Consider the following 26,980-nt stretch of genomic DNA (forward strand, 5'->3'; position numbering starts at 1 on the left):
GCATACAAAGCTTAAAATTTCGCGGATTATACCCCACTTTTGCATAAATAAAAATTAGTGGAGCCTTATACCCCGATGCTAAATCGGCGTGTAAGTGTGTATGAACGGAGGCATGCTACAATTCACCCCAAAAACGGGATATCACGCCATGAAAAAGTTCAACCTCTTCAAAGAGATTATCATCGTCGAGCGCGCCGAACTGCTGCGTGCCGCTTCGTCCCAGAAAAAATTCGCGATTTCCCACCAGGGTGAAATCGTCTACGAACCGTTCCCGCCGACGCTGATTTCCGTTTTCGAAGGTTCGGTTCCTCCCCTCTCTCCTTTGAGTACCACGACGAACCGTCCGATCGGATCGATGCTGGGCGATGCTTACCGCATCGTCGAAGACGAAGACCGCGTCTTGATCAAAGCCGCCGGTGCGTGGCAGAACATCATCGGTTGGAACCGGTCTCGCGCATTGTATGACGACACGACAGGAGACGGCATCGACCGTTTTTCGGACAAGGAGCTCGAAACGATCGGATGGCACGCAACCGAATTTTCGATCACCTATCGCGACATCGTCGAACATCTGGAGGCGGCGACCGAGGGGATCGTGCTGTGCATCGAGCAAGAAGACCCCTACCGCTTCAGCGGCCTCGGCTTCCCTTCCGATATCGTCCATACCCGACAGGCGGGTTTTGCGTATTGCGCGGAAACGATCGAGAACAAACTCCTCACGGATTCCGACTACGCCACCCTGAGCGACGACGAAGAAGAGGCGCTCGCGTATTTTAGAGCACGCGCAGGTAACGTTCCAGGATGATTTTCGCCGCAAGCGAATCGACCCGCCCGTCGCGCTTGTAACGGATCTCTCCGCGCATCAGCGCTTCGGCTTCCTGCGAGCTGTTCGCCTCATCCTGATATGCGATTTCCCCTTTGAAATCGACCAGGTTCATAAAATGGGCGACCCGGCGGCGCATCTCGTCCTCGGTCGTACTCCCCATCGGAATACCGATCACCACCGTCTGCGCTTCGTATTCGTCGAGTACTTTTTTGACGTCGTTCGCCGCCTGATTGCGGTTGCGCCGTTCGACGGCGTTCAGGGGCGTTACGATGCCGTTTCCGTAACTGAGCGCCAGCCCGATCCGCTTGAGACCCAGATCGATCGCGATAACGGCTCCCATCATTTCCCCAGGCAAAACTGTCCGAACATCTTGTCGAACATCTCGTCAAGTTCGTATGGCCGGCTCAGCGAGGCAACGGAGCGGATCGCACGGTTGATGTGAAACGAAAAGAACTCCAGTTCCCCGTCCTGGAGCGGTTCGTGCGCGTCGTCGATGGCGCACAGCGCTTCGGAAACGGCGCTCACCTGCCGCTGCGAAATCAGCATCATCTCTTCGCTTTCGTTGTCGTGATCCATGTACGACGCAAGTGCGTCGGCCAAGGGATGCGTCTGTTCCCTGCAGCTCAGGCGGATCGGATCGTATTTCCCCAGCATCTCCCCCTCGAACCGTTCGGGCAGGTCCGCTTTGTTGAGGACGCAGATAAACGGTTTCTCCCCGCGGTAACGTTCGATCAGATCGATGATGGCACGGTCTTCGTCGTCGATCGTCCGACTCGCATCGAACAAAGCGATGACGATGTCGGCGTTTTCGACCGCGGCGATGGAGCGTTCGATGCCGATCTTTTCGATTTCGTCGCTGGCGGAGCGGATCCCCGCCGTATCCACCAGACGGATCAGATGGGTACCGATGCGTACCTGCTCTTCGATCGTATCGCGCGTCGTCCCCGCAATGTCACTCACGATCGCCCGCTCGTAATCGAGCAGCGCGTTAAGCAACGAACTTTTCCCGACGTTGGGTTTGCCGATAATCGCGACGCGGTACCCCTGCATCAGCCCGCTGCGACGACGGCTTGCTTCGAGGGTGCGCGACAGTTCGCTTTTGATTCGGGAAAGTTTGAGTACGATCTGGTCGACGACGTCGGGGGGAAGATCCTCTTCGGCGTAATCGATCACGACCTCCGAATAGGCGAGAATTTCGAGGAGCGAATCGCGGATCGTTTCGACGTACCCGCGCAGCTCACCCTTCATCTGGCGGGCCAGAATCCGCGCGGCGTCGTCGCTTTTCGCTTCGATCAGCGACGCGATCGCTTCGGCCTGTGTCAGGTCCAGCCGGCCGTTGAGAAACGCCCGCTTGCTGAATTCCCCCGGATCGGCGAGGCGCGCGCCCAAGGTCAGGACCGCGCGGAGGATCTTTTCGGCGACGATCAGCCCGCCGTGACACTGGAATTCGACGACGTCTTCCCCCGTAAAACTCTTGGGTCCCTGAAAATAGATGACAATCGTTTCATCGATCAGGCTTCCGTCCCTCTCGTAGAGTGACGCGAGGGTGGCATAACGGGGAGTGAGGGTTTGTCTGTGCGAGAGCGACAGGGCGATCGAAAGGGCCGCGTCGCCGCTGAGACGGATGATGGCGATCGAGCCGACGCCATGGGCGGTGGCGATCGCGGCGATGGTGGCGTTCATCAATACTCGTGGTAACTGTTGATGACGATGAATTTTCCGCCGTCGCGCGTCGAACGAATCGCCACGTACCGGTCGGGATATCGCTCGCGAAGCTGTTTGAGGGCGATCTGCACCAGGACGCCGTCAAGCACCTTGGTCTGGGCGCGCCCGTCCCGTTCGATCGTTTCGCATATTCCCACGAGATAGCGGGAAATCGATTCTTCCTGATTTTTGAGGAATTCGGCGATTTCGAGACGCAGCTGCATTCCGTAGACGGCATTAATCCAGTTGAAGAGCATGTACGAGAGGGCCTTGTAGCGGTACCCTTCTTTGCCGATCATGAGCGCCGCGTCGGGGCCGGTGAATTCGATGAGAAGGGTATTCTCGTCATACACGCTCACCTGCACCTCGTCGATGTCGAAGCACACCCCCGCGAACAGTTCGTTAATCTGGGCTTTCACTTCGTCGGCGCATTCCTGCGCGCTCATGTCGGGGTAATATTCGTCCCCTTCCTCGCCGTATTCGTCTTCATCGGCACCATAATACTCTTGCGTATCGGGTTCGTCGATTATGGGCTGTACTGGTTCATCAAGCAAAGAGGAAACGGGGGAAGCGGAAGAGGAGGAAGGCTGGGGAAGATTGGCAACGATGAGGGCCGATTTTTTAAACATCCCCAGTATCCCTTTCGAAGGGAAACGGATGATCTCGACCTGCAAGGCGGTGACGGAGCATCCGAACTCCGAAGCCGCCTTGGCATAGGCTTCTTCGAGCGTCGGCGCTTCAATCTTTTTCATGATGCTTTTCCGCAAGATGGGCTTCGTGACGGGCCGCGCGGGCCGCCTCGAACTGTTTGTTCACCAAATACTGCTGCGCGATCGAGAAGATATTGTTCACGAACCAGTACAGTACGAGCCCCGCAGGGAATGTAAAGAAGAAGAACGTGAAAATGATCGGCAGGAATTTGAAAATTTTCTCCTGCAGCGGATCGGTAAAGTTACTCGGCGTAATTTTTTGCTGATAATACATCGTCGCACCCATCAGGATCGGGAGGATGAAGTAAGGGTCCATGCGGGAGAGGTCGGTGACCCACAGCATCCACGGTGCACCCTGCAATTCGACGGCATTGAGAAGCACGCGGTAGATCGCGAAGAAGACCGGGATCTGGAGCAGAAGCGGCAGACATCCGCCCAGCGGGTTGGCGCCGTGCTTTTTATACATCTCCATGACCGCGGCGTTCATGCGCGCGGGATCGCCTTTGTATTTTTCCTGGACTTCTTTGATCTTCGGAGCGATCTCCTTGATCTTCTGCATCGACACCATCCCTTTGTGGGTGAGCGGATAGAGGAAGATACGGATGATAATGGTGAGCGCGATGATCGCCCATCCCCAGTTGCCGAAAATGCCGTGGAGCCACATCAGGACTTTGAAAATCGGGGTGGCAACGAACGTGAACCATCCGAATTCGATCGCGTTGACCAGTACGGGATCGATTGAGTGGAGCGTTTTGTATTCTTTGGGGCCGATGTATCCGTTAAACGCGAAATTCGGCGTCCCTTCCAGATAGGTGACGGGGTTGTTGCTCGCGTCGCGTTCCACCGTGACCTGGGTCGATTTGTCAAATCCGTACATGATCGACGCATAATACTGGTCAAACGACGAAGCAAGGTGAACGTCACTGAAAATCGAGCGACCTTCGACGTCGCCGTCTTCGAAAATCGTCGTCAGGCTGTCACCCGAGTAGACCATACTTCCTACGACCGTCATGATCTGTTCGATGATCTGCGGGTGCTGTCCCAGATAGACGAAATAGCGTTTTTCGTTCGAAAGGGCGATTTTCGCATCGTAGTGTCCGTCACTGTAAAACGTCAGTGTTTTGGTGAGTGTCACTCCCGGCAGCGCCTGCGTCAGGACTACCGTGGATTTGCCGTTCTCGCCGAGCGTCATGCTGTTGACGCTGGCCGTATAGGGAGTTTTGGATGCGGCATCGTTGAGCGCTTCGTCGGCAAAACGGACGTAGAGGGGTTTGGCACCGCTTGCGGAGACGAGCTCGGCAAGCTTGCCGTCTTTGCCGTTGTGTTTCGCGTTGCTCAGGACAACCGACGAAATACGGCCGAGCGTATCGATTTTCAGCGTGAACTCTTTGGCTGAAACGGTGGTGAGCGTATCGGTGGTCGTCATCGATACCGGCACCGCGGACGAAGCGTTCGCCTCCGTCGCGGTTGTTGTTACCGGATTCTGGGCCTCAGCCGCACGGACGACCGGTTTCTCGGTCGTGTTTTGCTCGCTGTTGGGGGTTTCGGGCGGGAATACGGTCGTATATCCGATAAAAAACAAAAACGATAGTGCAACGGCAACGAGGAGCCGCTGGTTCGGGGTAAACTTTTCTAGCACTGGGACCCTTTAAACTTAAAATTTTTGATCAGAAAATAATTCTGTTGATATGGAACAAACCAGTATTTTATCGTATTTACGGAAAGTTCTGCAGGCTTCATCGCCGGTTTGGCAATCGTCGGGTAGTCGATACCGCCACGAAAAAGTTGATTGCATCGAAGAATACGCAAAAATGTTGAACCGAAAGCGCGGGGGAGAGTGTTGCACTCGAACTGCCACAGGGCGTATTCCGAGCATGAAGGATAATGGCGACACGAACCTCGCGTCACCAGGGAGAAAGAGTGCCGGTAGAGCCAAAGGAGTTTAAGAAAGAACTTTCTTATTATCATCTGTCCCACACAAAGCACCCGTCCGTTTCAAAACATATTTGCAGTCGCGCCGCACGTTTTCAAAAGGGTTTTCGAACAAAGGCCCTTTGGCGACGAAGACGTACCATCCGTCCTGCGCATCGGCCGAAAACTCGGCAAAAAGAGCGCGCAAGCGCCTTTTACACCGGTTTCTCACCACTGCGTTTCCGACTTTTTTACTTGCGGTATACCCGACTTTCTTTTCTCCCGCAATCGGGAGATAAAACAGCGCCATCGAGGTGCTGTGCGCACCTTTTCCGCGCTGATAGACTCGCTGAAACTCGCTGTGGAGTTTGAGCATCGAAAAGCCGTTTACACAGCCAATCGTTTTCTACCTTTGGCACGACGAGCGTTCAATACGCGGCGGCCGTTTTTTGTCGCCATACGGGCACGGAAACCGTGTGTGCGTTTACGTGGCGTATTATGCGGTTGGTATGTTCTTTTCATAACCATTCCCTTTAGAAATTTTTAGCACGCAATAATAGGGCAATCTTACTTAAAGATCGATTAAGTTTCACAAAAGCTTCTTTAAACGGGGGCAACTACGGTTTCAAAAATTCCCGCAGCGTCGGCATCACCGACTGCCCTTTGGGTGCCATATCCAGTTCTACTTTTGTTTTCAGCTTCATGTGGCAGTCGCGGCACTCGCGGATCACCGCGTGTTCCGCGACCCGTACCCCTTCGATTTTTGCCATAGGATGGCAGGCGAAACAGTCGCTCCCGCATTCGGCCATTTTGGAAGGATTGGCGCTGTGACATTGGATACAGGTCGTCATCGGTTTATGGCGATGGTCGCTGTCGATGTTTTTTAAAAGGGCGGGATGACACGTCATGCAATCCCCCGTACATCCCCACAACGGCAACAATAACGAAATCAGCAGTGCGATCGTCTTCATAAGCGATATGGTAGCTCTTTTTTCCCGGCCCCGCAAGGGGCGGAAAATCAGGCCACGCTCACCTTCATCTCGTCTCCCTCGGCGTCAAAAGTGACCGACGATCCCTCGTCGACCTCCCCGCCGAGGATCAGGTCGGCCAGACGGTCTTCGACGATTTCGTACAAAGCCCGTTTGAGCGGGCGCGCTCCGTAGACGGGATCGAATCCCGCTTCGGCGATATGGCGCTTGGCCGCGTCGGTCAGGGTGAGGGTGATCTGCCGCTCCTCGACTTTGGCAGCGATCTCGCCGAAGAAGAGATCGACGATCGAGAGGATCTGCGCTTCACCCAGCGGGTTGAAGACGACGACGTCATCGAGACGGTTCAAAAATTCGGGTTTGAAATGGCGTTTGAGCTCATCGAGCACCAGCCCTTCCAGCTTCTCGTCCCCGTGATGCGCCATGATCTTGTCGCTGGCGATGTTCGAAGTGAGAATGATGATCGTGTTGCTGAAATCGACCACGACCCCCTTGTTGTCCGTCAGACGTCCGTCATCAAGCACCTGAAGCAGAACGTTGAAAACGTCGGGATGCGCTTTTTCGACCTCGTCGAACAAGATGACGCTGTAAGGTTTGCGGCGGACCGCTTCGGTGAGCTGTCCCCCCTCCTCGAATCCGACGTATCCCGGAGGCGCACCGACGAGGCGCGACACGGCATGTTTTTCCATGTATTCGGACATGTCGATGCGGATCATCGCTTCGGAACTGTCGAAGAGAAACTTCGCCAGCGTTTTGGCCGTCTGCGTTTTCCCGACCCCGGTAGGGCCCAGGAAAAGGAACGATCCGATCGGACGGCTTTTGTCGGAGAGCCCCGCTTTGTTCCGCTTGATCGCGCGGGCCACGGCATGGGTGGCGCGTTCCTGCCCGACCACCTCGCGGTTGAGCTCGTCCTCGATGTGGAGTATCTTCTCTTTTTCGCTCTGCAGCATTTTGGTGACCGGTATCTTCGTCCAGCGGCTTACGACGCCCGCGATGGAAGCTTCGTCGACGCTGTTTTTGAGGAGCGTTCCGGCACGCTGCATCTCTTTCCAGCGTTCCTGGAGCGCTTTTTCCTCTTCAAAGAGTTTGGGGATCTGGCCGTATTCGATCTCGGCGGCCTTGTTGAAATCGGCGGATTGTTTGGCACTCTCCGCTTCACGCCGTTTCGACTCGATCTGCCCCTTGATGCCCGAAATCTTTTCGAACACCTCTTTTTCATGGGCGAACTGCGCTTCGAGGTTGCGGCGCTCCTCACTCACGTCGGCGAGCTCTTTTTCGATCTCTTCGAGCCGCTTGGTATTGGCCGCGGACTCTTCCATTTTGAGCGCCTCTTTTTCCACCTGCAGCCGGGTCTGCTGACGCTTCACGCTTGCAAGGGCGTTGGGCTCGGATTCAATCTGCATCTTCAGCTCCGCCGCCGCTTCGTCGATCAGGTCGATCGCCTTGTCGGGAAGGAAACGGTCGTTGATGTAGCGCTCCGAGAGCTTTGCCGCCGCCACGAGGGCCGAATCGGTGATCGTGACGGTATGGTGCGCTTCGAGGCGTTCTTTGAGCCCGCGCAGAATCTGAAGCGACTGGTTAACGCTGGGTTCCTCGACATGAACCGGCTGGAAGCGGCGCTGGAGCGCGGCGTCTTTTTCGAAATACTTGCGGTATTCTTTGAGCGTCGTCGCCCCGATGGTATGCAATTCCCCGCGGGCCAGTGCCGGTTTGAGGATGTTGGCCGCATCCATCGACCCCTCGCTCGCCCCTGCTCCTACAATCGTGTGGATTTCGTCGATGAAGAGGATGACGTTGGCGGACTTTTTGACTTCGTCCACTACCGCTTTGAGCCGGTCTTCGAATTCCCCGCGGTATTTCGCCCCCGCGATGAGCGCACTCATGTCCAGCGCGATGACCCGCTTGTTCTGTAAGGAAAGCGGCACCTCTTTGTTAACGATGCGCTGGGCCAGCCCCTCGACGAGCGCCGTTTTACCGACTCCCGGTTCCCCCAGCAAAATGGGATTGTTTTTCGTCTTGCGGATAAGGATCTGCATCATCCGAGAAATCTCCTCGTCACGTCCGATGACGGGAGAGAGCTTCCCTTCGACCGCTTCTTTGGTGAGATCGATACCGTATTTGGAAAGCGATTCAAGCGTCTCATCGGCCGTTTGGGATTCGATCTTCTGTCCGGCGCGGGAGGCTTCGAACGTTTTGGCCAATTCGCGCAAATCGACGTATTTGCCCAGAATCTCTTTGAACGGGTCGTTTTGGAGATTCGCGACGACATACGTATCGATGGCAAGGAAGCTGTCTCCGTTTTTGGCCATCTCCCCCGCACTCACTTCGAGCGAATGGGCGAAATTGCGTGAAAGGCGGATGTTTTCCTTGCTGACGTGCGACGCCGAAGGAAGTTTGGCCGCCGCGCTTTTGACGTCGAGTTCGATCGCCGTTTTGTCGATGCTCATTTTGTTGAACATCTGGTTGAGGGGGGAGTTGCTGTTGGCCAGCAGCGCCCAGAGAAAATGGATCGGTTCGACTTCGCTGTTTTTATTATGAAGTGCCAGGGAGATCGACGATTCGATCATCTCGGTCATTTGGTGGGTCAGTTTTTCAAAAATATTCTGCATCGTAAAATCCTTTAGTTGAGTTACACGAATTATAATACTTTGAGTCACTTCATGTCAAGTGTATTGCAAAAAGCGAACTTAGACGATCAACGCCGACACCAATCCGATCGCCCCGCCGAAAACGCCGCCCCATACCACAAGCCATCCGAGGTGTTCCTTGATCAGGGTGTGGAGCATCTCTTTGACCATAGCGGGGGTCAATTCAGCCAGGCGCGATTCGACGATCTGTTCGATCGATTTCGCCAGATCGGGACTCCCCTGATGGAGGTGGGTATTGAGGGCCCTTAAAAACGACTCGCTCTGGGAAATCTCGATCGTCGATGCCTTGATCCGTTTGACGAAAGGCTCTTTGAGCTTTTCAACGACGACGTCGCCCCCGAACATCCCCAGCATCGCGCCGATCGGGGAGTCCATGACGCTGCGCACGAGCGCGTGGTATGCCGGGGTGAAATCGGTCGCTTCGATGATCGGGGTGAGATCGACGCTCCGTTCGTTCGCGCGTACGAACGATTCGATCTTGTCGGGGGTGAAGAACTGCTCCATCACCAGATTTTTGATCGCCGTTCTGATCGATTCGAAACGATCCAGAATAATTCCCGACCCGTAGAGGTAGGGAACCTTTTCAAAAAGCATGTGAATCGCCAGCTGGTTCGTCAGTGCACCCGAGAGGGCAAAAAGGCCCGCCATGCGCACCGCTTCGGCGGCCGTCCCCTCAAACCAATAGGAAGCTCCGGTCACTCCCAGGGCTGCGGCGTTAGTCAACCATCCTTTATCCATGAACGCAACTCCTTGTATTAATCCGATAATTATACAAAAATAGCTAAAGTTCGGTAAAAAGAGAGTATTCCGAATGTATCATACGATCCGCTCCCTTCTCAAATCGCACGACCTCGAAACGATTTCGGGGGCTTTCGGCACGGCGCTTGAACGCAGCGACGAAGCGCCTTTGTGGAAACAAAAGACACTTCCCTACGTCCGTGCGATCCTGAGTGTCCTGCTGCCGTTGCGGGAACAGGGACTTTTGTTCGATCCCGAAGGAAACCCCCACGCCGAACTGACTCCCGAACTGTTTTTGCGGTGGTGCGATCTCCTCAGCCTCAAGACTCTCGCGTTCACGCTGGCCAAAAGCAACGCCGACAAGCGCCTCGTCCGTACCCGTCATCGCGCCGACGCAGCAGCTGTCTACGTCCCGGTCGATCTTGAAGAACTCGGTAGGTACCTTGCTTCCTACAGCGTCAACCTTGAAGACGAATGGCTCGATTTTCCGATCACCAACTACAATCTCCACATCGGGATTACCTCGCTGATCGCCAAAATTCTTGAAGGAAAATACTGATGCGCGAAATCAAACCGCTCCAAATCAACGGCTATCTCGGACGCGAGGAGATCGCTTCGCACCTGGGCAACGTCGAATACATCGTGATGGCTGCGCCCTCGATGCTCGACGCACCCCGACTGCCGATCCATTTTACGATTTTTTTGAATACCGCCGATCCGATTCCCGAACCCGTCAAAGCAGCCATCTTCGAAAAATTTTGCCGCGAACACGCGATCACCGCGACCAGCGATCTGCTGTTCGAGCCCGGTCGCGTCGCGTTCGCCCTCACTTCTCAGGAAACTCCGATGCCCCGGCATCTGCTCGATCCCGCCGAAGCCAACATGATCCCCTGGGTCGTCTTGCAGGTGATCGATTTCCTGGGGGACTCCCGCGAATTCAAAGAGGTTAAAGAAGGGTTCAGCGGCTGGAGTTACAGCTACGCCCGATAGGCGCACATCGTTTCAACCTCTTCGACCGTTTTGGCGATCATCGCCGACAAATTCTCATGTCCGCTTTCGGTGACGAGGATGTCATCCTCGATCCGTATTCCGATTCCCCGGTAACGTTCGGGTACACTCTCGTCATCGGCGCGAAAATAGAGCCCCGGTTCGACCGTCATCACCATCCCTGCCTCAAACGCCAACGATTCGCCCGATTCATCGACATACGGACACGGATCGTGTACGTCCAGCCCCATCCAGTGACCGATCCCGTGGGGGGCGTATTTTTTGTGTTCTTTGGCTTCCATCAACGCATCCCGATCACCGTGCAAAACCCCCAGGCCGATCAACGCGTCGCAGAGCAACTCTTCACTGAATTTTTGGAGCCGATCGCGCTTCACCCCGGGTCTGAGGGCATCCATCACTTTGAGTTGCACATCCAAAACCGCGGTATATACCTCGCGCTGCGCATCGCTGAATTTTCCGCTGACCGGAAACGTCCGCGTAATATCGCTGGCGTAAAGTTCCCACTCGCACGCGGCGTCGATCAGCACCAGGTCCCCATCCCTCAGTTCGTCGCGGTTGTCCACGTAATGGAGGGTGTTGGCGTTGTTTCCCCCCGCCACAATAGCACCGTAGGCTTCGCTGCGGGCTCCGCCGTTCAGAAAAACATGCTGCATCGTCGATTGCAGCTGATATTCCCGCATCCCCGCACGGCATTTTTTCATTGCATCATGATGCGCTTCGGCCGTAATCGAAATCGCTTTTTTGATCGTCTCGATCTCTTCGGGATCCTTGATCAGCCGCAGCGTACGGATCAGGAAGGTAACGTCTCGAAACGAGCGGATATGGCGCTTGATGCCGCGCATCTCCCGCAGTTCTGAGGCCGCCGATTTGGCCTGTGCGAGAAACGGCGAATTTCCGAACAGGTCGATGTAGAGGTTGACATGTTCCCTCAGCAGCTCTTTGACCTCTTTGGAGTAATCGGCAACGTCGCCTACCACGTCGACACGGAACCGTTCGCGCGCCCCATCGATGCCGGTTTTCGCCCCGTTCCAAAGAGCGTGTTCGGCATCGTAGGCCTCGACGTAGAGGATACTTTTCGTCGCTTCGGCGGTTTTGACCAGAACCAGCACGGCATTACTCTCCGTAAATCCCGTAAGGTAATAAAAGTCGCTGTTTTGACGGTAGGGGTATTCGGTGTCGTTGGAGCGCAACGCGTGGGGGGCGCTGGCGATAATCGCAACGCCTTCGTCCATCCGTTCAAGAAGCCGAAGTCGGCGGTTAAAATAGTGGTGTTCGTTCATGGGGATATTGTGCCATAAAATAGGGAGTTTTCCACCTCCGAAGAGGCAGAGAAAGGTTTAGAAATTGCGCTCGAGAAGCTTATCGACCTTGAGGATCGTAATGATCCGGTCGGCCTGTTTGCCGACGCCGTCGATCAGGCTCTCTTCTTCCGAAATCGTTTCAGGCGCGGGACCGACGTCTTTTTTCGGGAGGCGGATCGCTTCGGTGAGGCGATCGATGACGAACCCGGCGACGTCGTCGCCGTTTTTCATCACGATAAAACGGGTCTCTTCGGTGTGTTTGATCATCTCAAGCCCGAAGCGCGAACGAAGGTCGATCAGCGGAATGACCGAGCCGCGAAGGTTGAATACCCCCAGAATGTAGGGAGGGGTTTGCGGAACGCGGGTCCAGCTGATCGGTTTGATGATCTCCTGGATGCTCAAAATGGGTACCGAAAATTCTTCATCCCCCACGATGAAACCGACCAACTGGATCACTTCATCGATTTTGACGTCGTCTCCGGCGAGGGTTTTGTGCTGTTTATTGATAATCTGTTGGAGTTTTTCGCTCATGGTTATAGCCCCTCGTTAAACTTGATATTGCGTTTGACGACATTCATCAGGTATTCCGGAGAATACGGCTTGGTGATGTATTCGACCATTCCCGATTCGACCCCGCGCATCCGGTCGGCTTTACCCGAACGCGACGTTACGGCGATCAACGGAAGGTTTTTGTATTTGTTGTATTTTTTGATCTCGCTGGCGAGGGTATATCCGTCCATCCGCGGCATTTCGATGTCGATGAGCATTCCGTCGAAGGTATGATCGCCCTGTTTGAGGACATTCAGCGCTTCGACCCCGTCGACCGCTTCGACGAGGGTGATCCCCATCGGCTCAAGTGCCTTTCGCATGATGGTACGGTCAGTTTTGGAGTCGTCGACGATCATCACGCAGTAGTCGCTGGCGGAGGTTTTGGCCCCGGCGCGCCCTTTGCTCTCGGCGCTCTCCTGCCCGACGGTCGATTTGACCGACTTGGCCATCTGCATCAGCGCGGCGACGTCGACGATCAGCGTTACGCCCCCGTCTCCGCGGATCGTCGCACCGGCGATCCCCTCAATCCCTTTGAGGTATTCGCCCAGCGATTTGATAACGATCTCTTCCTGTCCGACGAGCGAATCGACGATCAGGCCGATTTTGCTCTCCGCCAGTCCGAGAACGACGACGTAGGCGTGTTCGCTGTTGTCGAATACCCGCTCGACTTCGAAGATGTCGCCGATGTGCACCAGCGAGAGGACTTCGTCACGCAGACGCATGACCGAACGGCTTTCGACGGTATAGATTTCGTCTTTGCTGATCCGTACCGTTTCGAGGACGGATGCGAGCGGAATCGCGTAATACTCTTCCTGGACCCCGACCAGCAGTGCCTGGATGATCGCAAGGGTGAGCGGGATTTTGAGTTTCATCGACGTCCCCTGCCCCACTTCGGAGTCGATATCGATCATACCGTTGAGTTTTTCGATGTTCGTTTTGACAACGTCCATGCCCACGCCGCGGCCCGATACGCTCGTCACCTGTGCCGCCGTCGAGAAGCCCGGGCGGAAAATGAGGCCGTACGCCTCCTTGTCGCTCATCGTATCGGCCTCTTTTTCGGTAATGATCCCTTTTTCGACCGATTTTTGTTTCAGCATTTCAGGATCGAGCCCTTTACCGTCATCGATGATCTGGATGACGATGTGGTTCCCTTCGTGATACGCTTTGAGCTGGATCGTACCCGTTTCGTTTTTCCCTCTTTCGAGACGGAGTTCGGGGGTTTCGATACCGTGGTCGCACGAGTTACGGATGATATGTACGAGCGGATCGCCGATCTCTTCGACGATCGATTTGTCCAGTTCGGTCTCTTCACCCGTGATTTCGAGCTCGATTTTCTTGTTGAGCTCACGCGAAAGGTCGCGGATCATCCGCGGAAATTTGTTGAACACTTTTCCGATCGGAAGCATCCGCGTTTTCATGACCGCGATCTGCAGGTCGGTCGTTACGAGCGAAACGATGGAAACGACCTGGTTGAGCTCTTCGAGGAACGCTTCCCCCTCATAACGCTCTTCGACGTCGTCATTGATTTTGATCAGACGGTTTTTGCCCAGAACGAGCTCTCCGATCAGGTTCATCAGGTGATCCAGCCGTTTGACGTCGACGCGGATCGTCTGCTCGACCGCGCCCGCTCCGCGGTTTTCCCCTTCGTCTTTGTTTTCGTTGCGACGCGGTGCCGGAGCCTGCGGAGCCGCTTTCGGAGCGGCGGGGGCCGCTGCGGCGGCGGGCTGTGCCGAAGGTGCTGGAGCGGCGGCCGGAGGAGGTGTCGGCGCTTCAGGCTCGTTTTCGGGTTCGGATGAAGTCCCCTTCTGTGCCCGTTTCGCGGCGTCTTCCGCCTGGCGTTTCGCCAGCAGCCGCTCGATTTCGGCCTCGACTTCGGCATCGCTCATGCCGCTGTAGTCGGGTTCTTCTTCCTCTTCGCCGCTTTCGGATTGCTTTGCGGCCCGTTTCGCGGCGTCTTCCGCCTGACGTTTTGCCAGCAGCCGTTCGATCTCCGCTTCGACCTCCGCGTCACTCATACCGGCGTAATCGGGTTCTTCTTCAGCCGTAGCCGTAACCGCAGGTTCGGGCTCAGGTTCGTTCTGAACCGCGGCTGGGGCTTCGGAAGCGGCAATCGGGTTACCGCTGGCGGCCGCGTCGAGGCGGACGACGCACGCACTGACGTCAAGCCCGCCGTCAACGCCCGTATCGCGGATCTGAACGAGCAGGGCCTTCATCAAATCGATCGATTCGAGAATAACGTCCATAACGTCGGGATCGATGACGAGGTCCCCGTGACGCGCCAGGTTGAGGATGTTCTCCATGTGGTGGGTCAAGTGGGTCAACACATCGAAATTCAGGAACGAACTGGCCCCTTTGATCGTGTGGGCAACCCGGAAAATCCGGTTGAGCAGATCGAGGTCGTCGGGCCGTGACTCCAGCTCTACGAGGTCCTGGTCAAGCTGTTCGATCAGTTCGAACGATTCGACCAAAAAGTCCTGCAATATCTCTTGAAATTCATCCATACCATACACCCCTATTCAATATGTGCACGCACGACGCGGGCTACTTCATCGTAAAATAAATTGGAATCGAATTTGACCAGATAGGCTTCCCCTCCGGCCTCTTTTCCGCGAATCTCGCTGAAATGGTCGCTGATCGAGGAGTTGAACACGATCGGGATCATTTTGAACCGGTTGTCCGATTTCACCTTGGCGGCGAAATGGAAGCCGTCCATCAGCGGCATCTCGATGTCCGAAGCGATCAGGCGGAGTTTCGACGAAAGCGACTCTCCGTGTTTTTCGTACATATCTTCGAGGATTCTCAGCCCCTGCTCGCCGTCGGTCGCTTCGATGACGTCGAATCCCATCTGTTCCAGCGCGTCCTTGATGATGCGCCGTGCCGTGCCGCTGTCGTCGAGGAGCAGGACGTATCCCGAAAAGTTGTATTTTCCCTCTTCGAGCGTCCCGCTGGAAGGCTGATAGAGCCCCAGTTCCTGCACGACCCCTTCGAGATCGAGGATCAGCAGTACCGCATCGTCCTCGATCCGGGTAACGCCCGTCACTTTCGATCCGTCCAGACCGCCCTGGTTCGAGACGAACGAAGCGGGTTCGATGTCTTTCCAGTTGATGCGGCGGATCCGTTTGGCTTCGTGGACGACGAATCCGATCAGGATGTTGTTGAATTCGGCGATGATCACGCGGGCGTTTTTGTCCATCTCTTCAGACGATTCGACCCCCATCCATTTGGCGAGGTTGACGACGGGGATCACGACGCCGCGCAAATCAAAAATCCCTTCAACGAAAGGCGGAACGCCGGGAAGCTCGGTCAGTTTGGGAAAACGGATAATCTCGCGCACTTTGGCGACGTTCACCCCGTAAATCCCTTCGTAGATTTCATCGCCTTCACGCTTGAATATACGGAAGTCGACCAGTTCCATCTCGTTCGAGCCGACTTTTAAGATATCTCCATGTCCCATCATAGGGGCTCCTTGCGAAAAACTGCTTCGTGCAATAGCGGCTGATTTTGCGAGGATTGTACACTAAAGTATCTTTCGTTACAAGCAAATGCCGCAAGGTTGACGTACTCTCTCCCCTCGAGGGAAAACGCCCGGTTTTGATGGAAATGTCCCTCGATCACGACGTCGATCCCGGTCCATTCTTCTCCCCCAAGACGTCGGCGGATCAGCGGTTCGAATCCTTCGATCTCCCTACAGTGGTTTTTGCGCCGCATCGCTTTTTCCAGCGCGCGGACGATGAAACCTTTCCCGATGCGGTCGATCCGTGCGAGCGTTTTGAGAATCCGGGTGGAGCGGATCAGCGCGGTGTAGAGTTCGTACCCGATCCCCATCCGCGTATCGCCGTGCGAAAGTGCGACGGTTTTTTCGCCGTACCGTGCGATCCAGGGCTGCTGAGCGCGGGAAAACACCCGTACTTTCGGGAAGACTTCCGCCAAAGCGAAATCGTGGTTTCCTTCCAGGTAGACGACGTCGATTTTTTCGGAAATTCGGTTAATGAGGCTCACCGCATCGGCGTTGAGACGGCAGGTTGCTTCGACGGGGCCGAAGAGGAGGTCGAAAACATCGCCCATCAAAATCAGCTGGGGGGTCTGCAGCTTCCCCGCATCCAGGGCGCGCAGAAAATCGAGAAACGGGGTGCGCCACGGGGCGCAGTGGGCGTCTGCGACGAGGAACGCACCGGAGTGGAGGGTATCAGGGGACATACGCGATTCTGGGAATGCCCAGCGTTTCATCCAGCCCCATCATGATGTTGGCGTTGACCACGGCCTGGGAACTGGCGCCGCGCATCAGGTTGTCGATGGCGCACATCGCCACCAGAGCGTTGCCGTGGCGTGCGGCGTAGACGTCGGCAAAATTGGTTCCGGCCGTCATCTTCGTATGCGGGGGGGCGTTGCGTACCCGCACGAACGCTCTGGCCGCGTAATATTCGTTCATTACGGCATGCGGGTCGCACTCTTCTTTGAGCGTCGCGTAGACGCAGGCGAGCATCCCGCGGGTCATCGGTACCAGCGAAGGGACGAACGTCACTTTGACCTCATCGCCGCACAAAGCCGAAGCATGCTGCTCGATTTCGGTCGAATGGCGGTGTTTGATGATGTTGTAGCAGTTGATGTTGTCGTTGACGCTGACGTAATGGACCGTGGCAGTGGGCGATTTCCCCGCACCCGAGACTCCGGTTTTGGAATCGACGAACACGGGAGCGGTAAGGTCGATGTAACGCAAAAACGGGGCAAGGGCCAGAAGGGTCGCCGTCACGTGACATCCGGGATTGGCCACGAGGCGCGATCCTTCCGCCGCCCTGCCGTGCAGTTCGGGGATCGAGTAGACGGCATGCGCAAGATTGTCGCGGTCTTCGTGTTCACAGTAAAACTCTTCGTAATTTTCGGCGCTGAGCCGGTAATCGGCGGAGAGATCGACCACCTTGACCCCTCTTTCCAGCAGCCCTTTGGCGGTCTGCATCGCCGTTTTGTGCGGCAGGGCGAGAAATACCAGCTCGCATGCCGTCGCGGCGCGGTCAAGGTCGACCTTTTCGACGGCAAGGTCGCATACGCCCGCAAGCGCCGGATGAAGTTCGCCCAGAGTCGTCGCGCCTTCGGTATTGGCGCAGTAGGCCAGATGGAATACCGGGTGGTCGATCACCATTTTGACGAGTTCGAGCCCCGTGTATCCGCTGACGCCGATGATCCCGACGTTAATGGCACTCAAACACGATCTCCTGATATTTTACTTCGACCACTTCGAACGTTTTTTCGCCGCCGGGGAGACGGGCACTGAATTCATCCCCCTCTTCACGTCCCAGCAGCGCTTTGGCCAGCGGGGAATTAAACGAAATGAGTCCCATGTCGGGGTTGCTTTCACACCCCCCGACGATAGTGTAGGTCACCTCTTCGTCGCTGGAAAGATCGCACAGTACGACGGTCGAACCGAAACTGACGCGGGCGTGTTCGAGCTCGCCGGGGTCGACGATCTGCGCCCGGGAAATGACGTCTCCGAGTTCGGCGATACGGTTGCCGATGAAAGCCTGTTTCTCGCGCGCGGCGTGGTATTCGGAATTTTCTTTGAGGTCGCCGTATTCTTTGGCCCGTTCGATTTCGGCGTTTACGGCCGGAAGATCGATCGTTTTGAGGGTATTCAGCTCATCGGACAGGCGCTGAAACCCGTATTTGGTCATGGGTTCTTTTTGCTCCACGGTATTCTCCGGTAAAAATTAATCCCCTATTATACCAGCAGCCGGGTCAGTTGTTGATGATACGCAGGTTGTTCGGCGCCTTTTTGGCCGTTTTTTTCTCGACCGCAAAGCTTTTTTGGAGCTGGTCGGGCGAGGAGACGGACGATCCCTCCCCCAGCCGGACCACCACCGCGCTCACCTCCAGGAGCTTGAATTCGCACCGGTTGCCGTCACGGTCTTCGGCGACGATGCATCCGCGCTCACGGTCGGCTGCGTCGTAAAAATTGCGTACCTCTTCGGAGAACCGGGCGATCAGCGCTTCCACGTCGCCGCACACCCTCTCGAACGGGTAGGAATCTCCGAGGGGGGCGGCGATGAAAAAATCGTCGCCTCCGATATGCCCTTTGAAATACTCGGGCGAGAGCACCTTGTGCATCAGTTCGGTAAACAGCAAAATGACGCGGTCCCCGTTTCGAAAACCGTAATGGTCGTTGTAAGGCTTGAAATGGTTAAAGTCGAAATAACACGCCGCAAACGCTTCGCCCGTCTCGAAGATTCGGGCGATGTAGCCGTTAATCATGACGTTCCCCGGCAGTTTGGTCAGCGGGTTCTCGTCGCGGGCCCGCACCAGGTTTCGCTCGTGGATGACGTCGATCATGTCCCGGGCGCTCAGATAGCCGATGTAGCGCGACCCCTCCGTGATCAGTACTCCCGGAGCGTTCTGGGACAGGGAAAAGAGCTCCACGATCATCTCCAGCGGCGTCGCGGCGTCGATGACGGGGACCGGCTCGATGTACGTTTCGAGTACCGAAAGGTTCGACGAACGGTTCTGGATCAGCGAGCGCCCGTAGGGGGAATAGATCACCGATTTGAGACGGTGTTCGTGGATGATCCCCATCGGCAGATGCGCCTCGTCGACGACCGGGACCAGGAACATCTCCTCATCGGCCTTGAGGAGGTCCAGCAGCGATTCCATGCTCTCGCCGATCACGATCGGTTTGAGGTATTCAAGCCGTTTGAGAAGAATCGAGCGGTCCCGCCGTCCGCGTTTGTCGGACAGCGCCTCCGAGACGATATGGGGATAGGCGCCCGAAACGGCGGAGCACTCCAGCGTCGGCCGCTGGATGAAATACCCCTGCACCCGGTGACATCCGATCTCCTTGCACACCAGCAGCTCCCGTTCGTTTTCGATCCCCTCGGCGATGACGCTGCACCCCGTGAGCGTCGCCAACTTGACCATGTGGCGGGCAAGCAGCTTTTTTTTGGGGTCCTTGTCGATGGAACCCAGAAAGAAACGGTCGATTTTGATGATGTTCGGGCTGGAGTGGTAGAGGAGTTTGTACCCCGAATACCCGGTGCCGAAATCGTCGATCGCGATGCAGAATCCTTCGTCGGCGTAATGGTCCATCAGGGTGGTAAAGTGATCGAAGTCGACGATCTCGTTGTGCTCGGAGAGCTCGATCACCATCGCTTTTTGATCCAGCCCGTAGCGGCGAAGAATCTGCGAGGTGTTCCCTTTGGAAAAATCGGTCATCTCCAGCACCCGGTTGTCGATGTTGTAAAAAAGTTTGAGATTTTCGAATCCCTCGATCGTGCAGAACTTGGCGATCACTTTTTCCCGCAGCCCCAGATCGAACGTGTAGAGGACGTTCTCCTCGTACAAACGGTCGAAAAACGCCTCGATGCTCTCGAAACCGAGGGTATCCGTCCCCCGCAGCAACGCCTCGACGCCGAACGTCGCGCCGGTATGGATATCGACGATCGGCTGAAACGCGACGTCCAGGACGCGGAGATAATGTTGGTAAAGAGGGTGTAGAGGTTCCATGAGCGGGAGTATAAACCGCCCGCGTCACAAAGAGGTTACAAACCGATCCGCCGCAATGCCAGCGAACACATCGCCAGCCCGAAAGCGCCCGTCACGCCGACGAAACTCCCTTTTTCCTTGATCCGGGGGAGCTCCGCAGAGCAGATGCAGCTAAAATCGCCCCGGAATTTCCGCTTACGCAGTTCGGAGCGGATTTTCGCGGCGAAAGGGTCGCCGTCGGTTTTCCAGATCGAGCGGACCTCGATTTTCGTCGGGTCGAGCCGCTTGGCCGATCCGACGGAGCTGATGAGCTTTGGATGGCATTTCTCGATCACGGCGAGCTTGGCTTTCATGTCGTCGATCGCATCGAGGATCAGATCATAGGGTCCGAAATCGAATGCCTCGACCCATTCGGGGGTGATTTTGTCGCTGATGGCGACCACCTCGGGGTAGTGGGTTTTGAGCGCCTCGACTTTGAGCTCCCCCTCGTGGGTTTCGGAGTGCATCTGGCGGTTCTGGTTCGAGAGGTCGTAGCGGTCGAAATCGACGATCGTAATGTCGCGCACCCCGCTGCGGTAGAGACAATCGAGGCAAAAACTTCCGACCCCGCCGACCCCCAGTAGAAGAATCCTCGCGTTTTGGAGCCTGTCGAACGCCTCTTCCCCGAATACGAGCTTTGTGCGGACGTGTCTCACAGCCATTCCCGCAGTTTGTGGAGGGTGTCGTAGGAGGTCATATCCAGCTTGATCGGGCTGACCGAGACCATACCCCGCTCGATCGCCTCGAAATCGCACAATCCGTGGTCCAGACGCTCCGGACGCGCCTTGAACTCCAGCGGATGGAGCCCCAGCCAGTAATATTCGAGCCCTCGCGGATTACGGTGAAGATGGGCGTCGTTGGCATAGTAGCGGTATCCGGCGTAGGTGACGGCGAAATTGAGCTCTTCCGCGTCATAGGGGATGTTGACGTTCAAAAATTCCCGCTCCGCAAGAGGGAATTCCCCCTCGAGCACTTTTCGGGCAAGATGGCGTACCGCCCGTTTGGCGAGGGCGAAATCCCCCATCGGCTGCGTAAAATCCATCACCTGCGACACGGCGATCGAGGGGACGCCGTGAAGAACCGCTTCCATCGCCCCCGCGCACGTCCCCGAATAGGTGATGTCCTCCCCCATGTTGGAACCCTTGTTGATCCCGCTGATCACCAGATCGGGTTTGCGCTCTTCGAAGATCGAGTGAAACGCCAGGTACACACAGTCGCTGGGGGTGCCGTCGTCGAGTTTGAAGAAATCGTCCCCGACGCTGATGAAGCTCAGCGGACGCGTCAGGGTAAGCGAATGGCCGCAGGCGCTCTTTTCGGTCGTCGGCGCGACGACGGTGACCCGCCCGAGCCCATCGAGTGCTTCGATCAGGGCGAGAAGCCCCGGCGATTCATATCCGTCGTCGTTGGTAATCAGTATCTCTTTCATGCGGTCGGTTATTTCCTTTTGGTCGGTTTGAGCGGAACGATGATGAAACAGTTCAGATCGTCCCGCCGCTCATACGCCAGGACGCAATCGTGTTCTTTGAGGATCGCGTCGACGATGTAAAGCCCCAGTCCGAAGCTGTCTTTGGTCGGGTGGTCTTTGGTAAAGGGCTCGATGTAATACGTCAGGGGATTTTTGAGCGGTTCGCCGAGATTGGCAAAAACGATTTCATCTCCTTCCATCGTGATCCGGACCGTTTTGTCGGGCGAGTATTTGATCGCGTTATCGATCAGGTTTTTGACCGCCGTGACGAAAAGCTGGTAGTCCGCGTCGAACTTCACCGATGCATCCAGGGTTGTCCGCACGGTATCGGGATCCGCCATCGCCGCATCCACCGCACCGTCAATGATGTCGATGAGACGATACTCTTTTTTCTCCAGATGCTGATTCCCCGACGTGATCTCTTCGATCAGCGCGAATTCTCCGATCAGCGACTCGAGCCGCTCGAATATACCCTGAAAGCGCAGGCGGGGCTTTTCGTCCGAGAGCATCGTCGCGGCAATCCGTCCTTTGGCAATCGGGGTTTTGAGCTCGTGCATGATGTTGCGCAAAAAGAGCGTGCGCGAATCGATGAGGGATCGGATCTTGTTCTGGGTATTTTCCAGCTCGTTTGCGATCAGGGCGATTTCGTCGCTGCCGTGCATCCGGAAACTCACCCCCATGTCCCCTTCCCCGAAGCGGGCGATCTGTTTACGCAGCCGGCGCAGAGGGCGGAGGCGGTAGATGATGAGACCGAACGATACCGCCAGGATCGCCATGATCGTGCCGTAGGCCGAAACGAGCGTTACGGGCTGATAGGCCTGAACGCTCTGATCTTCGAGCAGCAGGGTATGGCGGGCCGACTCGACCCAGAAATAGATGTGCCCGCGGTATTCGATCATGGAAATCACGATCGGCTGAACCGCTTCGGTTTCAAAACTCAGTTCCAGCGGCGCGACGTCCTGGAGGGTCGGGTCGGGAGTGCCGTCGGTTTTGAGAATCGTGCCGTGACGGATGATGATCTCGTACCGGCGCGGGTCGGTGACCTCCTCGAGCGAATAGAGCGCGAGGTTGGCCTCGAACATCGGCTGGGATATCTGTTTGATGAGATAGGTATGGTAAATCTGGCTGATGAGGGAGTGTTTGGTAAAAATGTTGTCGATGTGTTTGGCGCGGTTACTGAGATAGAGCTGGTAGAAGGTGGAGCTCACGCTCGCAACCGTCACGGTGAGCGCAAAGACGACGGTAACGAGAACGGCGTTGTTTTTGAGCATTATTTGAGCAGCTTGTAGCCGATCCCCCGGATCGATTCGATCAGGCTTTTGTCCCCGAGTTTGTTGCGGATCCGGCCCACCATCACATCGATGCTTTTGTTGGACGAGTCTTCGTTGATCGCACTGACGTTGTGGATCAGGTCTTCGCGCGAGACGACCATCCCCTGCTTTTTGATCATGTACGAAAGGATGCCGTATTCGGCATTGGTCAGGTCGAGCGGACGGTTTTTGTGACTGATCTGCATCGCTTCTTCGTTAAGTTTGAAATCGCAGGCGTTCTCCGTAGCCATCGCCGCGTTCGCGTCGTAGCGGCGAAGCACCGAATGGATGCGCGCCTCGAGTTCCCGGGGATCATAGGGTTTGGGTAGGTAATCATCCGCTCCCAGCTCGAGGGCGTTGATTTTGTCGCTCACGTCCGAGCGGGCCGAAGAGATGATGATGGGGATGTTCTGGCGTTCGCGGATGGCCGCGCACACCTCAAGACCGTCCATCCCCGGCAGCGTCAGATCCAAAATCACGACATCGAATTTTTCGAGCTTTAAAATGCTCAGCGCCTTGAACGGATCGTCCTCCGTCATTACCTGGAAATCAAACTGTTCGAGAAATTCGGTGAGGATCTCGGCCAGTTCGAGATCGTCTTCAATCATTAATATTTTTACGTTACTCATGGCGCTATTGTAACGCAGCGAGGGTTAATCAAAAACTAACCCGCCATCAGCGCGACATGATAGGCGATGAACGCCAGCGTATAGGCCACGATCGTCGTAAAGAGAAAAAGATAGCCGAAGTATTTGATCCCTCCCGCCTCACGGGTAAAGACGACCGATGCCGCGAGGCAGGGGAGATAGGTCATGATGACGACCACAAACGCCACCGCCGAGGCGAAGGGGATCTGGGAACTGATCGTGTTCATCAGTCCCGCATCCTCCTCCGTCGCGTCGGAACCGAGCGAATACAATACCCCCAGAGTCGAAACGACCACCTCTTTGGCCGCCAGACCGGTCTGCAGCGCCACGGCCATCTTCCAGTCAAATCCCAGCGGCGCGAACGCGGGTTCGATGGCGTGTCCGATCATCCCCAGAAAACTCTGCTCGAGCTGTTCTTCGGAGAGCCTGTTCTCCAGCATCGTCGCCTCTTGGGCCGATGCGGCAGTCTCGATTTTCGCGGCGTAAAACGATTCGAGCGAAGCGTCTTTGGGATAGGTGCTTAAAAACCATACCAGCATCGATGCCGCGGCAATGAACGTCCCCGCTTTTTTGAGGTACATCATCGTTTTGGTCAGAACCGTGTGCCAGATCAGCTTCGCCGAAGGAAGACGGTATTTGGGCATCTCCATGACAAACGGTTCATCCGCCCCCTTGAACGCCGTCATTTTGAGCACCTTAGCCGCCACAAGGCCGATGATGGCGCCGAGGATATAGATCCCGAACAGAACGTTCCCCGCCATCTCGGGGCCGAAAAAAGCCCCCGTAAAAAGGACATACACCGGAAGGCGTGCCCCGCAGCTCATAAAGCCGATGACAAACAGTGTCAGAAGACGGTCGCGGTCGTTTTTGAGGATCCGCGCCGACATGTACGCCGGGATCGAGCATCCGAATCCCGTCACGAGTGGGATGAACGATTGGCCGTGAAGTCCGAATTTGTGAAAAAACCCGTCCAGCAAAAAAGCGACGCGCGACATATATCCCGTCGACTCGAGCAGCGCGATCCCGATGAAGAGAATCACGATATTGGGGATGAACAAGACGACCGCCCCCACCCCCGCGATCACCCCGTCGACGACCAGGGAACGGATCTCGTCGTTGGCGATCGTGCCGCCGACCGCCTCGCCGAACCAGACGAAAAACGCATCGATCCAGTCCATCGGGATGCTTCCGAGTTCAAACGTCAGCTGAAACAGCCCCCACATGAAAAAGAGGAAAATCGGTATCCCGAAAACGGGGTGGATCAAAACGGCGTCGACCTTTTCGGTCGTCGTCTTTTTCTCCGGCGCTTTGGGTTTGACCTTGACGGCTTCGGCGATCACCCCGCGGTTGAACGAGAGGTATTCCTCCGCCAGCGCCTCTTTCATGTCGTCGGTGTCGTGGTGCAGCAGGATATGACGGTCGGCTTCGATGAGAAGCGGCTGCAACTCGGTCCAGATCGGGTTGTCGTGCAGGGTACGATAGGTTTTTTTCTCTTTTTGCAGCAGATTGATCGCAATGTTGCGGTTGCTGATCGATGCTTTGAAACGGTGGCGGTCGAGATAATCGGTGATCACTTTGATCTCTTCTTCGACCGCTTCGCTGAAAATCAGTTTGGCTTCCTGCGTTGGCGCGTTGTACACCTCGATCACCCGCGCCATCAACTCTTCAAGACCCGTTTTGGCCGCCGCAGAGACCCGGACGCAGGGGATCCCCAGCAACTGCGAAAGATACGCTGCGTTGATCTCGATCCCTTCACGGTCGGCTTCGTCGCTCATGTTGAGTGCGATCACCATCTTCTTGTTCATGGTCATCAGTTCCGCGGTCAGCTGGAGATTTTTCTCCATGTTGGTCGAATCGAGAACGTTGATGATGAGATCGTAGTGTTCGTTGCACAGATAGTCGTGGGTTACCCGCTCTTCGATCGAATAATCGGTAAACGCGTAGGTGCCGGGGAGATCGACGACATTGAAAGCGTATCCCGCGTATTCGAACTCGACCTCGGTTTTCTCGACCGTCACCCCGGTAAAATTCCCGACGTGCAGCCGCGCGTTTCCGATCGAGTTGATCAGCATGCTTTTGCCGACGTTGGGCTGGCCGACGAGTGCGATGGTTATTTTATCAGCGGACATTGCTCACCTCGATCAGTTCGGCTTCCTCGCGACGCAGGGCGAGGGAAACGTTCCCTATTTTGATTTCAAACGTACTTTTCGCGGGCGCGCATTCAAGCATCTTCACTTCGGCCCCCTTCATCAGTCCAAACGAAAGGAGACGCTGTTTCAAAGCCCCCGTCGCGTTGACTTTGACGACCGTCGCGGTCCCCCCTTTGGTGCATGCACTCAGCAGTGTCATCGTTTCCCCATTCACATGTAATCCTTTAGAAATTGTAGCTCACGCGAACCAAAAAACGGCTGTAACCGCCATCGGTTCCGCTATCACCCGAATTGTCGTTGCGATCCTCGATGCGCGCATAGCTCGCATCGATACCCAGCCGCTCATTGAGTGCGTAGGCCGCGATGACGTCGCTTTCGCGAACGTCGATGTCGGCGGGTTTGCTTTTGAAAACTCCGTACTGTACGCTAAGGCTGAGCCCTTCGGCCCCCGCCGCAGCCATATCGATTTGAGCACTGAACCGATGCGCCCTGACATCTTCGAGCCCTTCGATCGTCATCTCTTCCATCGACGTCGTGTACGGCCCTCCGCCGAATCCGATAGGCGGAGTTTTCCCTTCATCGTTGCTGCCGCGGTTATACGCCGCGCCGACGGTCACAGGACCGGCATTGAAAGCAGCCTCCAAACCGTATACGCGGCCGTCGACGCCGCTTTTGGTTCCATCGGCCTGCGTGTCTTCTCTAAAGGCGGCATACTGGGCACTCAGTTCCAACCCCGTCTCTTCGCTAAACCAGATCGCGTAAGCCGCATCGGCATAATAGAGATCGGCCACCTTGTCCGCACCGTAGTACCACCCCTGCACCGACAGGTTTTCGATACTTTCGTTCATGACCCCGACCATCGCAACGCCGTTGCTCCCTTCTGCGGTTTTTTTGAATTTGGACATATCATCGCCCGAATCGTACCCCGCCCAGCATGTCATATATCCGCCCACGAGCGTCGTCGCTTCGATTCCGCGGTAACTGGCGACGGCCGCTTCAAACGTGTTGGGATGCATCCGGATATCGTCGGTATCGGCAAACGGCGTATCGATCATCTGACGACCGACACGGAGGTTCAGCCCCTCCATCGTGTAATCCAGGTAGGCTTCACCGACATAGGCATACGATTTTGTATCTTTGCCAAACAGATCGGCATTGGCTTTCCCCTCGTCGAACGAACCCGTTGCAAAATGGAGTTTTTGAGAGACATAAGCTCCGGCGCCCAGCTTCAGTCCGTTCCACTCCGCCGTCTCGTATTTCAAAATACCGCCGAGTGACGTTCCGTACGTATCCTGATCGACTTCATTGTCCTGGCTGACATAGGCCGCACGGATCTCACCGCCCACCTTGCCTTGCCCGAAAACATTATTCTCGGCCCCGTTCGCCCCGATAACCGATACAGCCGTCATTGTGATGATAAACGCTTTCATCGTTTTCGCCTCTTTGTCTTCAGCGAATCTATATTTTGATACGCATTATTAATTAGATGTCAAATGATAAATGTTATCACCTTACATCATG

General features: G+C 55.9%; 28 protein-coding genes. 3 read left to right on the top strand and 25 right to left on the bottom strand.

Going from position 1 to position 26,980, the window contains the following annotated elements:
• Nucleotides 1-112: 112 nt before the first annotated feature.
• Entirely contained in the window at nucleotides 113-805 is a 693-nt protein-coding gene (locus tag AB1763_00580; GenBank protein ID MEW5831317.1) for a hypothetical protein, read from the top strand.
• Here the strand turns inward: AB1763_00580 and ruvX are convergent.
• The 10 genes from ruvX to AB1763_00630 form a co-directional block, all read right to left on the bottom strand.
• Nucleotides 774-1,166, bottom strand: a complete 393-nt coding sequence (ruvX, locus tag AB1763_00585; GenBank protein MEW5831318.1) for a Holliday junction resolvase RuvX — start codon at nucleotides 1,164-1,166, stop codon at nucleotides 774-776. The genes AB1763_00580 and ruvX overlap by 32 nt on opposite strands.
• Nucleotides 1,166-2,509 (bottom strand): tRNA uridine-5-carboxymethylaminomethyl(34) synthesis GTPase MnmE, encoded by a 1,344-nt coding sequence (mnmE, locus tag AB1763_00590; GenBank protein ID MEW5831319.1) that lies wholly within the window; start codon nucleotides 2,507-2,509, stop codon nucleotides 1,166-1,168. The genes ruvX and mnmE overlap by 1 nt, the downstream gene beginning before the upstream one ends.
• Entirely contained in the window at nucleotides 2,509-3,282 is a 774-nt protein-coding gene (locus AB1763_00595) for a Jag N-terminal domain-containing protein (GenBank protein MEW5831320.1), read from the bottom strand. The genes mnmE and AB1763_00595 overlap by 1 nt, the downstream gene beginning before the upstream one ends.
• A complete protein-coding gene (gene yidC / locus AB1763_00600) occupies nucleotides 3,269-4,879 on the bottom strand; it encodes a membrane protein insertase YidC (GenBank protein ID MEW5831321.1) in 1,611 nt (536 codons plus the stop codon). Before yidC ends, AB1763_00595 begins: the two co-directional genes overlap by 14 nt.
• A complete protein-coding gene (gene yidD, locus AB1763_00605) occupies nucleotides 4,873-5,208 on the bottom strand; it encodes a membrane protein insertion efficiency factor YidD (GenBank protein MEW5831322.1) in 336 nt (111 codons plus the stop codon). The genes yidC and yidD overlap by 7 nt, the downstream gene beginning before the upstream one ends.
• Nucleotides 5,183-5,527 carry a ribonuclease P protein component gene (gene rnpA / locus AB1763_00610; GenBank protein ID MEW5831323.1) on the bottom strand — a complete coding sequence of 115 codons (345 nt, stop codon included), beginning with the start codon at nucleotides 5,525-5,527 and terminating at the stop codon, nucleotides 5,183-5,185. The genes yidD and rnpA overlap by 26 nt, the downstream gene beginning before the upstream one ends.
• A gap of 11 nt (nucleotides 5,528-5,538) precedes the next feature.
• Entirely contained in the window at nucleotides 5,539-5,673 is a 135-nt protein-coding gene (gene rpmH, locus AB1763_00615) for a 50S ribosomal protein L34 (protein ID MEW5831324.1), read from the bottom strand.
• A gap of 95 nt (nucleotides 5,674-5,768) precedes the next feature.
• On the bottom strand, nucleotides 5,769-6,122 hold the full coding sequence (locus AB1763_00620) for a hypothetical protein (GenBank protein MEW5831325.1): 354 nt from the start codon (nucleotides 6,120-6,122) through the stop codon (nucleotides 5,769-5,771).
• A 47-nt stretch (nucleotides 6,123-6,169) separates the two neighbouring features.
• Nucleotides 6,170-8,746 (bottom strand): AAA family ATPase, encoded by a 2,577-nt coding sequence (locus AB1763_00625; GenBank protein ID MEW5831326.1) that lies wholly within the window; start codon nucleotides 8,744-8,746, stop codon nucleotides 6,170-6,172.
• 78 nt (nucleotides 8,747-8,824) lie between these two features.
• Nucleotides 8,825-9,523, bottom strand: coding sequence for a DUF445 domain-containing protein (locus AB1763_00630; protein MEW5831327.1), 699 nt, complete (start codon nucleotides 9,521-9,523; stop codon nucleotides 8,825-8,827).
• Between the two features lie 73 nt (nucleotides 9,524-9,596).
• On the opposite strand from AB1763_00630, the gene AB1763_00635 reads away from it, so the two are divergent.
• Together AB1763_00635 and AB1763_00640 are read left to right on the top strand one after the other, a co-directional pair.
• A complete protein-coding gene (locus AB1763_00635; GenBank protein ID MEW5831328.1) occupies nucleotides 9,597-10,082 on the top strand; it encodes a hypothetical protein in 486 nt (161 codons plus the stop codon).
• Complete coding sequence (locus tag AB1763_00640) at nucleotides 10,082-10,513, top strand: hypothetical protein (protein ID MEW5831329.1); 432 nt, start codon at nucleotides 10,082-10,084, stop codon at nucleotides 10,511-10,513. Before AB1763_00635 ends, AB1763_00640 begins: the two co-directional genes overlap by 1 nt.
• On the opposite strand, the gene AB1763_00645 is transcribed toward AB1763_00640, so the two are convergent.
• The 15 genes from AB1763_00645 to AB1763_00715 are packed head-to-tail and all read right to left on the bottom strand — an operon-like array spanning nucleotide 10,501 to nucleotide 26,889.
• Nucleotides 10,501-11,811 carry an aminopeptidase P N-terminal domain-containing protein gene (locus tag AB1763_00645; GenBank protein MEW5831330.1) on the bottom strand — a complete coding sequence of 437 codons (1,311 nt, stop codon included), beginning with the start codon at nucleotides 11,809-11,811 and terminating at the stop codon, nucleotides 10,501-10,503. The genes AB1763_00640 and AB1763_00645 overlap by 13 nt on opposite strands.
• Before the next feature lie 57 nt (nucleotides 11,812-11,868).
• On the bottom strand, nucleotides 11,869-12,363 hold the full coding sequence (locus AB1763_00650; protein MEW5831331.1) for a chemotaxis protein CheW: 495 nt from the start codon (nucleotides 12,361-12,363) through the stop codon (nucleotides 11,869-11,871).
• Nucleotides 12,364-12,365: 2 nt separating this feature from the next.
• The gene (locus tag AB1763_00655; protein MEW5831332.1) at nucleotides 12,366-14,882 is read right to left on the bottom strand and encodes a chemotaxis protein CheW; all 2,517 of its coding nucleotides are present in this window, start codon (nucleotides 14,880-14,882) and stop codon (nucleotides 12,366-12,368) included.
• An 11-nt stretch (nucleotides 14,883-14,893) separates the two neighbouring features.
• Complete coding sequence (locus tag AB1763_00660; protein MEW5831333.1) at nucleotides 14,894-15,835, bottom strand: chemotaxis protein; 942 nt, start codon at nucleotides 15,833-15,835, stop codon at nucleotides 14,894-14,896.
• Entirely contained in the window at nucleotides 15,835-16,608 is a 774-nt protein-coding gene (locus tag AB1763_00665) for a metallophosphoesterase (GenBank protein ID MEW5831334.1), read from the bottom strand. Before AB1763_00665 ends, AB1763_00660 begins: the two co-directional genes overlap by 1 nt.
• Nucleotides 16,568-17,581: an N-acetyl-gamma-glutamyl-phosphate reductase gene (gene argC / locus AB1763_00670; GenBank protein ID MEW5831335.1), complete on the bottom strand. Its 1,014-nt coding sequence runs from the start codon at nucleotides 17,579-17,581 to the stop codon at nucleotides 16,568-16,570. The genes AB1763_00665 and argC overlap by 41 nt, the downstream gene beginning before the upstream one ends.
• Nucleotides 17,568-18,065, bottom strand: a complete 498-nt coding sequence (gene greA / locus AB1763_00675; protein MEW5831336.1) for a transcription elongation factor GreA — start codon at nucleotides 18,063-18,065, stop codon at nucleotides 17,568-17,570. The genes argC and greA overlap by 14 nt, the downstream gene beginning before the upstream one ends.
• Nucleotides 18,066-18,111: 46 nt before the next feature.
• The gene (locus AB1763_00680) at nucleotides 18,112-19,869 is read right to left on the bottom strand and encodes a GGDEF domain-containing protein (protein MEW5831337.1); all 1,758 of its coding nucleotides are present in this window, start codon (nucleotides 19,867-19,869) and stop codon (nucleotides 18,112-18,114) included.
• Between the two features lie 35 nt (nucleotides 19,870-19,904).
• Nucleotides 19,905-20,543 (bottom strand): tRNA threonylcarbamoyladenosine dehydratase, encoded by a 639-nt coding sequence (locus AB1763_00685; protein ID MEW5831338.1) that lies wholly within the window; start codon nucleotides 20,541-20,543, stop codon nucleotides 19,905-19,907.
• Nucleotides 20,540-21,313 carry a 5'/3'-nucleotidase SurE gene (gene surE / locus AB1763_00690; protein MEW5831339.1) on the bottom strand — a complete coding sequence of 258 codons (774 nt, stop codon included), beginning with the start codon at nucleotides 21,311-21,313 and terminating at the stop codon, nucleotides 20,540-20,542. The genes AB1763_00685 and surE overlap by 4 nt, the downstream gene beginning before the upstream one ends.
• An 8-nt stretch (nucleotides 21,314-21,321) precedes the next feature.
• Nucleotides 21,322-22,623: an ArsS family sensor histidine kinase gene (locus tag AB1763_00695; protein MEW5831340.1), complete on the bottom strand. Its 1,302-nt coding sequence runs from the start codon at nucleotides 22,621-22,623 to the stop codon at nucleotides 21,322-21,324.
• Nucleotides 22,623-23,291, bottom strand: coding sequence for a response regulator transcription factor (locus tag AB1763_00700; protein MEW5831341.1), 669 nt, complete (start codon nucleotides 23,289-23,291; stop codon nucleotides 22,623-22,625). The genes AB1763_00695 and AB1763_00700 overlap by 1 nt, the downstream gene beginning before the upstream one ends.
• A 35-nt stretch (nucleotides 23,292-23,326) precedes the next feature.
• The gene (gene feoB, locus AB1763_00705; GenBank protein MEW5831342.1) at nucleotides 23,327-25,438 is read right to left on the bottom strand and encodes a ferrous iron transport protein B; all 2,112 of its coding nucleotides are present in this window, start codon (nucleotides 25,436-25,438) and stop codon (nucleotides 23,327-23,329) included.
• Nucleotides 25,428-25,658: a FeoA family protein gene (locus AB1763_00710; protein MEW5831343.1), complete on the bottom strand. Its 231-nt coding sequence runs from the start codon at nucleotides 25,656-25,658 to the stop codon at nucleotides 25,428-25,430. Before AB1763_00710 ends, feoB begins: the two co-directional genes overlap by 11 nt.
• A 25-nt stretch (nucleotides 25,659-25,683) precedes the next feature.
• On the bottom strand, nucleotides 25,684-26,889 hold the full coding sequence (locus AB1763_00715) for an OprD family outer membrane porin (GenBank protein ID MEW5831344.1): 1,206 nt from the start codon (nucleotides 26,887-26,889) through the stop codon (nucleotides 25,684-25,686).
• Nucleotides 26,890-26,980 lie beyond the last annotated feature (91 nt).

The organism is Campylobacterota bacterium (assembly GCA_040752835.1).
Lineage (GTDB): Bacteria > Campylobacterota > Campylobacteria > Campylobacterales > Sulfurimonadaceae > Sulfuricurvum.